Raw genomic sequence first — 15170 nt, 5'->3', positions numbered from 1 at the left:
ATGGAGAGAATGATTGAATTGATCAAAAATAGGTCGGATATCGGAGCCGGAACTAGGGGCTCAGATTTGGGGATAGACGCAATTGAAATTGCGGCAATTAATAAGGGAAGTCAATATTTCATTAATTACCCGTTTGTTGATGTACCGACTCGAAATAGTTCTATTTACCAAAACGATCATCATCCTTTTGGTAAGCATATTCAGCAAATTTATGAGCAATGCAAGCAGGTAGCTTCTACCGTCGAGGATAGTCTTTCTTCAGGCAATTTTCCATTGGTTTTTTCTGGTGACCACTCCTCGGCAATGGGAACTATCAGTGGTATAAAATCTGCTTATCCGGACAGGAAACTAGGAGTGATATGGGTAGATGCGCATGCTGATATTCATTCTCCGTATACAACACCATCTGGAAATATGCATGGAATGCCTCTAGCGGCTATGTTAGACGAGGATAATATGCAATGCAAGATCAATCAAATCGACCAATCGACAGAAGAATTCTGGAATAAACTAAAGCGAATAGCCGGTCCGGCAGGTAAAATAGCATCCAGTCATTTGATTTATTTTGGTGTAAGAGATACCGAAGAGCCAGAGGATATATTAATTGACCGTCTTGGAATTAAGAATTACCGTGTTGAAGATATTAGGCAAAGGGGCATAAAAGGTTGTGTCGCGGAATCACTGACCTGCCTTGGAGACTGTGATATGATCTATGTTTCTTTTGATGTGGATAGTATGGATAGTGAACTGATATCGGACGGTACAGGAACACCGGTTCCGAAGGGTTTTTTGCCACAAGAAATTGTAGTGATTTTAGAAGAAATTATTCGATCCGGTAAAGTGGTTTGTTTTGAAATTGTTGAAGTTAATCCGTTATTGGACAATAAAGGTAATAAAATGGCAGAGGTGGCATTTGATATATTAGAACGGATCACCCCGCTAATTGAATTGAAATCGGGTAATTAACTGGTTTTGGCATCGTCTATTTTCAAAGCCCTTTTATTGCTAATATAGAGCAATAAAAGGGCTTTTTTAATTGCTTATCATTTTGCTTGTTGGATAAAATAAGTCAGTCTTCCTTATGTTAAAACTCGTTTTGCTTGATGTGATTTAATATTGTGTTAACATGTTTCATGTACATTTGCAAATCGATTATTTACGTTAAATATGAGGATTTCTGATAAAATTATTTTGTTTCTACTTTTTTTTATACAGCTTTTTTTGTGGCACCCAGGTACTGCTCAGGTTGAATCCTTTAACGATATTCGGGCTCTGAGTCAAAATCATCCTGATTCTGCGATTGCACTAGTGAAAAAACGTTATGCAAAAGCTGTGACCGATAAAGACCTATTATTACAAGCAAATTGTTTGCAGGCAATTGGGTGGTTATGCGTCAATCAAGGACATTATGGGCAAGCACAGGATTACTATTTTCAAGCGGATCAAATTTATAGGCAATTGGATTCAAAGCATCATCTTGCTTCAAATTGGAGTGATATTGGTGTGCTCAATATTTTCAACAAACAACATGCTGTAGCGAAACTTTATTTTAACAAGGCGCTAGATTCTTTCCGGGCAGAAGGGGATAAAATTGGAGAGGCGGGAACACTAGGAAATATCGGTCATTTATTTGAAAAAGAAGGGAATTACGACGCTGCTTTTATTTATCAAAAACGTGCGTTATCCATCTATAGTAGTGTGGGAAATAGAAATGGAGAAGCGAAGATTCATGAAAATTTAGGTAGTATTTATGAAGACCTTGCTAGGTATGATAGTGCTTTTTTTCATTTTGAAAAAGCAAGTAAGTTATACACCGAGACAAAAGACAATTATGGTAGAATTGTGGTCTTAAATAACATGGGTGACATTTTTAGAAAGACTAACAACTATCCGGAAAGTATCAAATTGACGCAAGTGGCTTATCAGATGGCGGCAAACTTGGGAGATGTATATCAGATGGCTGCCACGACAAAAGATTTGAGTAGAACCTACGCATTGCGTGGCCAAATGGATAGCGCATATTTTTATGCTGAAAAAAGCCGAAAGCTCGTTCTTGAACTGTATAGTGTAGATGGCGCTCGACATACTGCTTTTTTTCAGGCGCTATACGATATGAATCAAAAGGCTGAAGAGATCGAAAGACTGCAGGTGACAAAAAGAATTAATTTGATCATGCTGTGGGGAACGATCGTGGTTTTAATTTTGTTGATCGTATTGTCCTATGTCTTATATAGTCGTCAGAAAATTAAGATTAAAAATCAGATTGCCGAATCCCGAAAGCAGGAAGCCGAACGTGAGTTAACAGAAATAGCACTTAAAAATCAACTGCTTGAAGATAAGCAACTCAAACAAGAGCTATCACTAAAGCAAAAAGAATTGACATCCCATACGCTAAATCTGATTCGCAACAATCAATTCTTGGAAGAACTTCGGGATGAATTGAAAGAAATGGTTAAGGAGGAACGCCGGGATCAAAAGAGACAGATGCAGAAGCTAGTCTTGCAAATCAACGAAAATATTACTCAGGGAATTCACTGGAAAGAATTTATGGGAACTTTCGAAAAGGTACATCATAGCTTTTTTGAAAAGCTTATTCAACAATGCCCAGATTTGACCGCCGCGGATATGCGGTTAGTAGCATTGCTTAAAATCAATTTGAATAATATCGATATCGCCGTTTTATTGGGCATATCGCAAGATAGCCTTCGTGTTGCTCGACACCGCTTAAGAAAGAAATTAAGGTTGGAACAAGGAGAGGACCTGGCGAGCTATCTCTTGAGTGTTTCATAATTTTTTAACACAAGAGTAATGGAAAGTTAATGGTGGTTTGTTCTTTGTTAAACTGTTGTTTATTAATGGTTTAATTTCATTTGTTTCTTCCATGTATCGAGCTTTTTTACCTTGTTTCCCTGTCGTAACGCTCGGGATTTTGTGAGATCAAAATTGGCTGTCATCTTTGCGACAACAATCAAAGATTCATAATAATCTAAGCAAAATGAAAAACTTTTTAACAGTATTACTTGCCTCCACTATTTCGGTTAGCGCTGCCTATGCGACCAAAATCAAAGGTAAGGTATTGGATGGTCAGACCGGTGAAGCGATTGCTGGAGCTACAGTGTTCCTGGAACAGCGTGGGCTATCGACAAAAACACAATTAGATGGTTCATTTGAATTCATGGGATTATCAGCAGGTGTGGATAGGGTTCATATCAAGCATATTGCCTATGCTGTATTAACTAAAGAAATTGAGATTCAAAAAGAAAACACGCCCCAGATTATTTTTCAGCTGACGTCTACAGAACACACATTAATGGAAGTAACTATAAAGGGACGTCGGAATGGGGGAGATGATGATCCCAGCGCGAGGCGTTTAGAAAAGAATGCTTCACAAATTATGAATGTTGTTTCTGCACGTGCAATAGAAATCTCCCCGGATATTACCGTTGCAAATGTTGTACAGCGCGTTTCGGGTGTATCAATAGAAAGAAATTCGAATGGAGAGGGGCAATATGCTATCCTCAGGGGGATGGATAAACGGTACAACACGACTTTAGTGAATGGTGTAAAGGTTCCGAGTCCAGATAATAAATATCGTTATGTGCCCTTGGATTTGTTTCCATCTGATATGCTGGAACGTTTAGAAGTATACAAATCGCTAACACCAAATATGGAAGCCGAGGCAATAGGTGGGGTTGTCAATATGGTTATGAAATCGGCACCGACTAAATTATTCCTTCAAGCAAATTTGGCAACAGGCTACAGCCAGCGTTATTTTAATCGTGATTTTGGAAGTTTTTCGACAAATGGAACCTGGACAAAATCTCCTTACGAACTGAATGGCAAGGGTTACAATGCAACTGCTGCTGACTTTAATAGGGGAGCGTTAGCGTATACCTATAGTAAGCCGCTACCAGATTTTGTCGGCAATCTGACAATAGGTAATCGGTATTTGGCGGATAAATTGGGCGTTATTTTAGGTGCAAGTTATCAAAACTTACATCGAGGTAGCCGTTCTATTTTCTATAAATCTTCTGTTGTTGGCGTAAATCCCAATGCGGTGATTACTGAGCAGAGTGATCGTCAATATGACGAACAGCAACAACGCTTAGGTTTGCATAATAAGATCGATTACCGATTTAGTCCAAGTCATCGTATTAGCTTTTATCAAATGTATGTGAATTTAAATAACCTACAATTGCGTGATGCGGTTAACACGATATACAATGGCCAGTACGATCCCAGTATTGGTAAAGCCGAGCTGACTTATGTGACAAGAAGCCGAAAAACACAGCAAGAGATCTACAGTGGTACCTTACAGGGGGATCATCGATTTTTAGATAATCGGCTAAATGTCCGGTGGTCAGGGGTTCTTTCTTCTGCCCGCAACCAATTGCCACAAAATACGATGATTAGTTTAGATGGAGTAGAAGAAAATTTTCAACGTAAACGTACTTCTCTCGTCAACAAATCTCCTGTAACCTACCGTTGGGAACGGAATACGGATAATGATCGAGCAGGCTATTGGGATTTAGCCTATAAGGTCCCTATGGAAAATAGTAAGTTGGAATTGTCCACCGGTGGTTTGTATCGGGATAAACAGCGTAGTAGCTTCTACAACAACTACAACTTATCTCCCGCTTCAGCGGAGGAAGCAAAGTATAGCTATGGCTTTGATTTTCAGTGGTATACTTATCTCAATCTGACCGTTACCAATTCTACCGGAGCTGTCGCAAATCCGTTAACGTATGATGCTGGAGAGAAGACGACAGCAGTGTATGGTATGTTTAATTATGAGAATGACAAATGGCAAATGATCGGTGGTGTTAGACTCGAACATACGAACCAGCATTATAAATTATTGTTTCCGGCTGGAGAAAAAAGGCCTACGGGATCACAAATTTATACTGAATGGCTGCCAAGTTTGACCATGAAATATCATTTGAACGGAAAACAGCAGCTTCATGCCGCTTATTACCGTGCGTTAAACCGTCCAGGATTTTACGAGATTGTTCCCTCAAGCGTGGTGAATGAAGAGTTTCTGGAAAAAGGAAATCCTGATTTAAAACATGCCTTGGCGGATAACTTTGATTTAAGGTATGAAGTATTTCCAGAAGCTTCTTCTCAGTTTCTTGTAGGTATGTTTTACAAGAAAATCAAAAACCCAATTGAATATACCTTTCAACCGGATGAGATTCGTAAGCAAGATGTATACTATACACCTGGAAATTTCGGTCAGGCCAACAACTTTGGTATTGAGGTTGATTATATCAAGTATATAAAGAAATTTGGTGTCAAGGCCAATTACACCTATACACATTCACGTATAACGACGGCAAAGATGTCGCGTCGAATCAATGAGACAACACAAGACCCTGAAGCGATTATTGTGGATCAAACGAGACCGTTATATGGGCAAGCTGCACATGTGGCCAATCTATCGCTACTTTACAAAGATACTAATAATGGCTGGGAAGGACAGTTAGCTGGATCTTATACGGGTTCACGCATCAGTACAGTGTCGCAATTTTTGAACGATGATTTGTGGCAAAAAGGATTTGTTCAGGTAGATGCTTCTATTGAAAAGAAATTTAAAGCTGGTTGGGCTGTTTTCGCCAAAGCCAACAACATCTTGAATACACCGGTGGAATTGTATGTGAAAGGAACAAATCCTGAAAATGAGAAGATCGCTGAAAAGCTTATTGAAGGCGGAAATACATTGATTAGAAAGGATTTGTATGGACAGAACTATATCCTTGGTTTACGGTATTCGTTTGATAAATAATAGACCCGCATAAAACAGGGCATGTTATAATCTGAACATGTGCGGGGGTGCAATAACAACAGTTTGTTTCGGTGAAGCTTTCACTTTTTTGGAAAGCCCAATGTTTTGGATAAGTGAAATCTGCTTCATCATTAAAAATTAAATATATATAGATGAAAAATAAATGTATTTTATCGTTTCTAGCGTTTTTTATCGTGGTGCTAAGTGCCTGTGAAAAAGCAAATATTGATGTGGATACTTCTGATGCTGATGGAAGTGCTATTGGTGAGGTCTCCGGTGTGTGGAGCAAAGGGAGTGTGCAGCATATCAAGGGAGACATTATTATTCCCCAAGGCAAGAATCTGACGATTGAGGAAGGTGTAACCGTATTGATGGATTCCGTTAATAAGCCTGAAATTGTTGTTTTGGGTAATTTGTATGCACTAGGTACAGCTGAAAATCCTGTAAAGTTTACGGTTGAGGAAGCCTATAAGACAAAGACGAATGAGTTTGGAAAGTTATGGGGAGGAATTTTAGCCGCTCCAAGCTGCCAGGAACTTGTTTTGGACAATACCGTTGTTGAGTATGGTGGTGCAATTACATCGGATGCGTCGACTTCTGTAAAAATGGGTTTATATAAAAAGGTGTCCGGTGAAGCTTTGCCAGCTTTATGGTTTTCAAATCCAGACGGAAAGCTAGTGGTACAAAATAGTACCATAAGTCATTTTCACGAAGACTGCACGTATATTGAAGGCGGGAAAATTATTTTTGCAAATAATCGTTTCTTTTCTAATGGGGTGACAGGTGGAGAAGCGATGAACTTCAAGTCGGGAAGTCTTGCAGACGTTGCCTATAATCTGGTGTACAGTGTAAATACAAATGCATTAAAATTATCCAACTCGGGAGACCGTACGCCTCAGGCTTATGTGATTGTTTATAACAATACCATGCTCAATACAGGGTGGCGAAGACCTACAGCAAAAGGAGGTTCTATATGGTTAGAAGCCTCTGTAAGAGCCGAAATTTATAATAATCTCTTTGCCAATACGCGATTTGGCGTGAAACGTGACCCTAAAAAACCAGAAGATAACCGTTCGATTTCCAGCAATAATTGGTATTATGGTTATAGTCAATTGACTGTAGATCAATTTCAGGTTGGTAAAAATGATATTGTAGCTGGCAGTAATGATGTGAGAGGCAAATTAGCCGGGGAAAACAACCCTAAATTTAGCTTTTATTCTTTAGAAACATCGGTGGACAATTACCTATTTGATTCAACCTGGGATTTTCATCTCCAAGGAAATTCACCGGCATTAAAGGCAGGTATTTTAACTTTCAAACCTCATTTTGCGAGTGGCCTGGTGATGGCAAACGGCCTAACATATCATTCTCCCCAACCGGCAGCATATGTTGGAGCATTTGGATCCAAATTCTAATTTATTTCATATCATGACACATTCAAAAACAATATTAACGTTAACCTTAGCAGCATCAAGCTTCCTTCAAACGGCATGCAAAAATGCGCAAACAAATACTGTAAACGCAGTTAAACCAGTTATTGTAACTGATGCAGTACGTTATGACTCGGATGATCCTGCAATTTGGATCAATAAGAGCGATCCAAGTAAGAGTCTGGTCATCGCAACGGACAAAGATGCCAACGGCGCATTATTTGTGTACGATTTACAGGGCAAAACGGTCGAAGAAAAAGTGGTTTCAAACTTGAAACGACCTAATAATGTTGATGTGGCGTACGGTTTGGTATTGGGTGGCAAACCTATTGATATCGCCGTTACGACAGAGCGTATGACCCATAAATTGCGTGTCTTTTCACTACCCGATATGAAACCTATTGACCAAGGGGGATTAGATATGTTTGTTGGTGAAACCGGGCCTGAATTTAGAGATCTTATGGGGATTGCTTTATATACTTCTCCAAAAGGAGAGATTTATGCGATCGTGGGGCGGAAAAATGGACCAAAGGATGGTTATCTAGGACAATATTTATTGGAGGATAACGGTTCTGGTAAACTCAGGGCTACCTTGGTTCGCAAGTTTGGTTCATTTAGTGGAAAGAAAGAGATTGAGGCGATAGCAGTAGACAACGAACTTGGGTATATTTACTATTCCGATGAACAAGTTGGGGTAAAACAGTATTATGCGGATCCAGCAAAGGGAAGCCAACAATTGGCATTATTCGCTACAGGAGGTTTTAAAGAAGATCATGAGGGTATTTCGATTTACAAACTAACCGATAGTACCGGCTATATTTTGGTGTCTGACCAAGGCGCAAATCGTTTTCAGGTTTTTAGTCGGGAAGGAACCAAAAGCAACCCATTCGAACATAGCTATTTGAAAACTGTGCCGGTCATGGCGACACAAAGTGACGGTTCAGAAACAACCTCTTTTAGGTTAAACGAAACCTTTAAACATGGCCTGTTTGTCGCGATGAGTGACGATAAAACATTTCATTATTACCGATGGGAAGATATTGCCGGAGCGGATTTGAAAAAGAAATAGTTACGGAATAAGTGGGTTTGCAACAGTTGTGATTTGATTTGCAGCTGTTGCTCTTTTTTGTTCGAAACGATCAGTGAACAGAAATTTGTATCTTTATTCTGTTTATGTATTTTGTTTCTTTTTTATTCCAAATCATGAAATATTGTAAACCGTCATTTTGATATAGGTTTGGAAGTGGGGAGAATCGAATTTTTATTTAAAAGCTTTAGAAAATGAATACGGTTAAAATACTATTGGTTGAAGATCATATGGTCGTACGTAATGGTATTAAACTACTTTTGGAATCTCAGGGAGAATTTAAAGTAATAGGAGAAGCGTCCGATGGCACGGAAGCATTGTCTCAGTTGGCGGACGGAGTAGTGCCAGATATTGTTTTAACGGATGTAAGCATGGAATTAATGGATGGGATGGAGCTGTTAAAGAATATTAGGCAAAAATATCCGTTTGTCAAAGTTGTGATATTGTCTATGCTCAGTCAAATTCGTTATGTTGTTGAGGGGTTTAAAAATGGATTGTCAGGATACTTGCTAAAAAATATTGATTATAATGAATTACTTTTTGGATTAAAGCATGTCGCCGAAGGTGGTCGGTATATAAGTGAAGAAATTAGCTTAGCTCTGCTTGAGCAAGTGTCTTCGGATCGACTGTATAATGATGATGGTGCTAATATCATTCTGGAGCTGGATCTAAATGAGCGAGAGCTAGAAGTGCTCAAATTGATTGCGGATGGTTTTACAAATCTAGAAATTGCCGATAAAATCTTTTTGAGTAAGCGTACTGTTGAAGGGTATCGTCAGAACTTGCTCGATAAAACAAAAGTGAAAAATACAGCAGAACTGGTGAAATATGCTTTTCAGCATGGTTTATTAAAAAAATCATAAATCATATTTTTCAAATGTATTTCACATGGGAACGTATGGGATTGTATTAATTTACTTTTAATGATTTCTTAAAACGATTGTAAATAAATACACATAGTCCAATAACAATAAAGGGTAGGCTAAGTATTTGCCCCATATTGATGAATAAGGAGTCTTCAAAATGTTCTTGATTTACTTTCAAAAATTCATCCAAAAACCGGAATGAAAACAGCAATATCAACAATAGGGAAAAATAGTTGCCGTCGTTAATTCGAAACTGTTTTTCTTTCCACAATCGATATAACACTGTAAATAGCAAGAAACAGAACAATGCTTCATAAAGCTGTGCTGGGTGTCTAGGTATGGCATCAATATGGGTAAACACAAAAGCCCAAGGTAAGTCAGTGGCTATCCCGATCATTTCGGAGTTAAATAAGTTGCCGAGACGGATACAGGCTCCTGCTAAAGGCACAACCAAAGCAATACGGTCTGCAACATGAAGAAATGGTAGTTGCTGTTTTTTTGCGAATAAATAGATTGCAATAACGATGCCTATGCCTCCACCATGGCTTGCTAGACCACCTTCCCATATCGCAAATATTTTTAAGGGATTATTTAAGTAATAGCTCGGATCGTAAAAAATTACATGCCCCAGTCTAGCGCCAATAATGGTACCCAAGACAATGTACATGCTGAGCTGATCTAAAAATTCGATTGTACGGCCTTCATTTTTTAATATTGATCTTAATACCCTATAACATAAGATAATACCCAATAGCCAAAATATACCATACCAGCGAATTGGATGGTCAATAATTGGAATGACGAAGATCTCAGGATCTATCTTCCAAGTTATATCATTCAATGTGAGATTACTTACCATATGGTGATTTATCGTGATGTTTTAGGAGATAAGTGTGTGATAAAGCTTTTTCGTTACATTTATCATAAAAAAATAAATATAATTGTAAACAGATCGTTATATAAAGAATACTGATGACACAGAATTTGGAAAGATTTATTTTTTGTTTTCTATTGTTCCTATTGATGGTACAGTTATTTTCCTGCCATCAAAATGGCTCCCAGACATCTAAAAATAATAAAGAACAGGAAGATAATTCACTTACTTTAACCTATCAGGATACGTTACTAAAATATCTCTCTTTACAGGATTTTAAGGATCAGACTATCATCACTAAGAAAGTAAATGAATTTGGGAAAGATCAGTATTTCAATAAATCTGGCTATAACTGGATTTTTTTGGCGTATAACTACCTCTTGCAAGATAAAATTGATTCTATTGAAATTGCATTGGATAACTTGGATGGGAAAGTGTCACCAGATTTGCGTGTTCTGAAAGATTATTTTAAAATTAGGGCTAATTTTAGTTTTAATGATGTGACCAATATTGGTACGATGGAAAAAATGATTGATGCTAAGGAATATGCATTAGAAAATAAAAGTAGGTTTAGCTTTCTTTTTTTCAATCTATTGGCCAACGCAAACTATCGTCGGGCAGATTATAGGCAAGCATTAAAAGATAATGAATCATGGTACTCTTATCACCCTAATAAATACGATCCACATGTTGCGCAAGCGTATCAGGAAATCAAATTTATGCAGCACATCGAATTACATGATGATAACAAATTAAAAGAAACATTGGATAGCTGTAAATATTACGCTAACAAGACAGCGGATTCAGCGATAATCATGCGTATGTATAATCTGCAGTCACAATATTTCTTTAGCATCGGTAATAATCGAAAAGCTGTTGAGGCATCCCAAAAGTATTTTAATTATTTATCTTCGAGCAAGATGCTCAATTCCTATGCTTATGCTAATTTGGCAAAAAATTTCTTAAATAATCGTCAAATTGATTCGGCCATATATTATTTTAATGCGGGATTACAGTTTATACGAACGCATAAAAGCAAGCAAAATAAATTATTCTATTATCAAAATTTGCAATTAGCCTATGCATTAAAAGGAGATTATGAGCGGGCTTATTTTACATTGGATTCTGCTTATCAAGATTACAAAAATAGTATAAAAAACATTGAAAATGATCGGATAAACGAGATTAATACGCGATATGAAACCGAGAAAAAAGACCAGGCTATAAAACTTCTGAAAACAACCAATGCTTTTAACTATCAGATTATGGTTCAACAGCGGTGGATATTTGTCATTTTATTTGCCCTTATCTTTAGCCTTGCATTTTTCATCTATTATCGAAATAAGCAGAAATTATTGACAAATATAAATCAGCGTATAATTGCAGAAAATAGACAATTGATTTTAGAACAAAAGACACGGCAAAATCAGTTAAATCCACATTTTATTTATAATGCAATTGCTAATTTGCAAGGTTTGATTAGTAGCGAGCAAAAATCAAAAGCAAATCAATACCTCCTTCTCTTATCCCGTCAAATTCGAGATATACTCGAATTAAATAGAGAAGAGTATATTTCTTTGGATCAAGAAATTAAGTCATTAAAGAATTATATACTTTTACAGCAGATGCGTTATCAAGATCTATTTGATTTTGAAATCGAGAGCGGTAATATTGATATCGATGATGTCATGATTCCACCCATGTTAGTACAGCCGTTTGTTGAAAACGCTATTGAACATGCTTTTAAAAATTTAGATTATCGTGGTTACTTACAGATTCTTTTCAGTGAGACGTCAGATCAATTACATATTGTTGTCAGTGACAACGGCAGGGGAGTGCAGTCTGATAAGATAAATACTGGGCATAAGACTTCTTTATCACAGATTATCACTAAGGAGCGTCTTGAGCTTATGTTTAATGATCCGATGCAAAAAGCAACGATTGAAATAAAACCCAATTATAGGGAAGATAATAGAGGATATCGTGTAGAAATCCATATCCCACTTGTTTTTACATTTTAATTAAATACGTGAAATGATGAAAGTTTATATTCTTGAAGATGAGCATAATATCTATTTGTATATTAAGTCTTTATTAGATGCGATACCCTATGTTCAAATAGTAGGGTATAGTCCATCCATTGCTCAGGCAGAGCGCGAATTGCCCATATCCAATCCGGATCTTATTTTAGCTGATATTCAATTGAAAGACGGATCAAGTCTATCCTTCCTTTCAGAGCTGAAATTGGACATTAATACCATTTTTATAACGGCTTTTAATCAGTATGCCATAGAAGCACTCAACATAGGTGCAATTGCGTATTTATTAAAGCCTCTTGTTCCGGAGCAATTTATCGAAGCAATTGAAAAATGTTATAAGAAAAATACAGAATTTAGATTCAACAGTATGCAGTTAAGCATGGCTGAAAGCTATCTAAAGTCTCCTAGCAGACCTCGGAAAATAGCGTTGCGTACATTTGAATATACCCAGATCGTCAGTATTGATGATATTCTATATTGCCATGGCGACAAAGGTTATACCACATTCTATATCAAAGACAACAAACCTATGATGGTTTCAAAAGTCCTCAAACATTTTGAAACCATGCTTCCAGAATCAGATTTTATCCGTTGTCATCAATCTTATTTAGTAAATGCAAACTATATAAAAAAGTATTATAAAGATGGGCAGATTGAAATGGCTGATGGTAAGATGATCCCCGTTGCGACAAGAAAAAAAGATGTTATCCAACAATTCCTGAATGAAATATAAGCCCTAAACCAGCACATACCTTTTACATCAGCTTTATTACTAAAAAATGTAGTAGTATTCTTTATTGCTAAAATATTTAGTATTATATTTGTTTGTTATTAAATAGGAGGGGCTATGATGTTAGAAGATAAACAGGCTTTGATCAGCAAGCTTAAAAGGGATCTGCTTGCCTGGCAGGGGGTACCTGAAAGGTCAAGTGATGAAATTGCTATGGATTTGGGACCTTTGGAAAAAGCTTTTCCAAATGGTACTTTTCCCAAAGGTGTAATACATGAATTTGTTAGTTTTAGCCGTATGGATAGTGCTGCATCCTGTGGATTTATCGTTGGTATCCTTGGAAAACTGATGCAAAATGCCGGGATTTGTATTTGGATAAGCTCGGTACAAACCGTATTTCCTTCTGCAATCAGCACATTTGGAGCCGACCCTGCATCGATTATTTTTGTTTCCATGAAGCAGCAAAAAGATGTTTTATGGGCGATGGAAGAAGCGTTGAAATGTCCTGGTATAACAGCAGTATTAGCCGAAATACACCAACTGGATTTTGTTCAGTCAAGGCGGCTTCAACTTGCTGTAGAAAAAAGTAAAGTTACGGGTTTTATCCTCCAACATAATCCAAAGCTATTGTTGGCCACCACTTGTGCGGCACGTTGGAAAGTCACTTCTTTGCCTAGTCAATCGGATGAAGGGTTACCCGGTATTGGCAACCCCTGTTGGAATGTCGAGCTGCTTAAAGTAAGAAATGGTACAGCAGCCAAAGGAAAAATAGTTTGGACTCCGAAGGGCTTTAAAATATTCTCCAACAAGGATGTCGGGTCAAAAAATTGGAACTATAATTATCAAAATCTTGGTTAGTCATGAAAAAAAGATTTGCGTCATTATGGTTTCGTTACTTAAAAACAGATTGGTTTACTGTGTGTAAACCACATTTGCAAGATATTCCCTTTGTTTTGTCGATCGCAGTTCAAGGAAAACTGATCGTTAGTGCGCATAATTTACTTGCAGAGCAAGCGGGCGTATATTCAGGTATGGCCATAGCGGATGCGCGGGCATTTATTCCATCACTTAAAATTATTCATGAACAAGCAGGACTGTCTGATAAATTACTCCATTTTATAGCTGGTTGGTGCATAAGGTATACACCGCAGGTTTCAATAGATGAACCCGATGGGATTATATTAGACATTAGTGGTTGTGCCCATCTTTGGGGCGGAGAATTTGCTTATTTAACACATATTGCCTCTACATTTAAATACCATGGTTATACTGTCCGCATAGGTATTGCTGATACCATTGGTGCCGCCTGGGCGATAGCGCATTTTGGATCTGATGATAGTATTATAAAAGAACAGGGCCAATTGGAGGCTCTTCTACCTTTACATCCAGCAGCATTACGATTGGAAGATATTCAATTGAAGAGGTTGCAAGCGCTTGGATTGCAGTCTATAGGGAGTTTTGCTCACATGCCCCGGGCAGTTTTGCGCAGGAGATTTGGCGCTAGTTTGCTGCTTCGACTAGATCAGGCCATGGGATTAGAGGACGAATTTATTATTCCTATAAAGTCTATTTTACCATATGAAGAGCATTTACCTTGTCTTGAACCAATATGTACACCAAATGGTATTGCATTGGCTTTAGAAGATTTAATAAATAAGTTGTGCAAACGATTGTCGGGTGAAGGTAAAGGATTACGGGCAGCCGAATTGGACTGTCATCGGGTAGATGGAAAAATAGAGACAATTACTATTGAAACAAGTCGTGCTACAGCTCAGGGAAACCATATTCTTCAGTTATTTGAAATAAAAATTCCACAAATTGAACCCGCATTGGGCATTGAATTATTTACGCTGGGTGCATCCAAAGTAGAGGCAGCAGATCCTGTTCAGGAAAATCTTTGGGACAATCGAATTGGACTCAAAAGTCCATTGGTTACCGAACTTTTAGATCGTTTAAAAAGCAGAGATTCCAGTTGTGAAATACTACGATATGTTCCATCTGCACACTATTGGCCTGAACGATCCATGAAAATAGCTGCTTCTATGGATGAGGTTGTAACTGCTGAATGGCAAACCGAGCGTCCACGTCCGACACGACTATTAAAGGTTCCCGAGCGTATTATAGTCACAGCACCTATACCCGATTATCCTCCCTTACTGTTCCGTTATAAGGGAGATACCTATAATATCAGAAAAGCAGATGGTCCCGAACGTATTGAGCGTGAATGGTGGATTGATCCAGGTGAACATCGGGATTACTATGCCGTGGAAGATCTACAAGGCCGGCGGTTTTGGCTGTATCGATCTGGACATTACGGCGGACAGGCAGATGAATGGTTTTTACATGGCTTTTTTGCATAAAG

General features: G+C 37.9%; 11 protein-coding genes. 10 read left to right on the top strand and 1 reads right to left on the bottom strand.

Going from position 1 to position 15170, the window contains the following annotated elements; all coding sequences use genetic code 11:
- From J2X77_RS06825 to J2X77_RS06800, 6 genes are all read left to right on the top strand, one after another.
- Nucleotides 1-966, top strand: coding sequence for an arginase (locus tag J2X77_RS06825; RefSeq protein ID WP_209579250.1), 966 nt, complete (start codon nt 1-3; stop codon nt 964-966).
- Between the two features lie 255 nt (nt 967-1221).
- Entirely contained in the window at nt 1222-2790 is a 1569-nt protein-coding gene (locus J2X77_RS06820; RefSeq protein ID WP_209579251.1) for a tetratricopeptide repeat protein, read from the top strand.
- Nucleotides 2791-2995: 205 nt separating this feature from the next.
- Nucleotides 2996-5782, top strand: coding sequence for a TonB-dependent receptor domain-containing protein (locus J2X77_RS06815; protein WP_209579252.1), 2787 nt, complete (start codon nt 2996-2998; stop codon nt 5780-5782).
- Between the two features lie 152 nt (nt 5783-5934).
- On the top strand, nt 5935-7197 hold the full coding sequence (locus J2X77_RS06810) for a right-handed parallel beta-helix repeat-containing protein (protein ID WP_209579253.1): 1263 nt from the start codon (nt 5935-5937) through the stop codon (nt 7195-7197).
- Between the two features lie 13 nt (nt 7198-7210).
- A complete protein-coding gene (locus tag J2X77_RS06805) occupies nt 7211-8281 on the top strand; it encodes a phytase (protein WP_209579254.1) in 1071 nt (356 codons plus the stop codon).
- A 212-nt stretch (nt 8282-8493) separates the two neighbouring features.
- Nucleotides 8494-9162 (top strand): response regulator transcription factor, encoded by a 669-nt coding sequence (locus tag J2X77_RS06800; protein WP_209579255.1) that lies wholly within the window; start codon nt 8494-8496, stop codon nt 9160-9162.
- A gap of 46 nt (nt 9163-9208) precedes the next feature.
- Here the strand turns inward: J2X77_RS06800 and lgt are convergent, their stop codons facing one another.
- Nucleotides 9209-10024, bottom strand: coding sequence for a prolipoprotein diacylglyceryl transferase (gene lgt / locus J2X77_RS06795; protein WP_209579256.1), 816 nt, complete (start codon nt 10022-10024; stop codon nt 9209-9211).
- Nucleotides 10025-10137: 113 nt separating this feature from the next.
- Here lgt and J2X77_RS06790 point away from each other — a divergent pair, with 113 nt between their 5' ends.
- From J2X77_RS06790 to J2X77_RS06775, 4 genes are all read left to right on the top strand, one after another.
- Nucleotides 10138-12060, top strand: a complete 1923-nt coding sequence (locus J2X77_RS06790) for a sensor histidine kinase (RefSeq protein ID WP_209579257.1) — start codon at nt 10138-10140, stop codon at nt 12058-12060.
- Nucleotides 12061-12073: 13 nt separating this feature from the next.
- Nucleotides 12074-12811 carry a LytTR family DNA-binding domain-containing protein gene (locus J2X77_RS06785; RefSeq protein WP_209579258.1) on the top strand — a complete coding sequence of 246 codons (738 nt, stop codon included), beginning with the start codon at nt 12074-12076 and terminating at the stop codon, nt 12809-12811.
- A 114-nt stretch (nt 12812-12925) separates the two neighbouring features.
- Nucleotides 12926-13666, top strand: a complete 741-nt coding sequence (locus tag J2X77_RS06780) for an ImuA family protein (RefSeq protein ID WP_209579259.1) — start codon at nt 12926-12928, stop codon at nt 13664-13666.
- 2 nt (nt 13667-13668) lie between these two features.
- Complete coding sequence (locus J2X77_RS06775) at nt 13669-15168, top strand: DNA polymerase Y family protein (RefSeq protein WP_209579260.1); 1500 nt, start codon at nt 13669-13671, stop codon at nt 15166-15168.
- Nucleotides 15169-15170 lie beyond the last annotated feature (2 nt).

The sequence above is a fragment of the Sphingobacterium sp. 2149 genome (genome assembly GCF_031455655.1).
Classification (GTDB): Bacteria; Bacteroidota; Bacteroidia; order Sphingobacteriales; family Sphingobacteriaceae; genus Sphingobacterium.
Note: the sequence above shows the minus strand (reverse complement) of the source record. Positions and strands in the feature narration are given on the sequence as shown.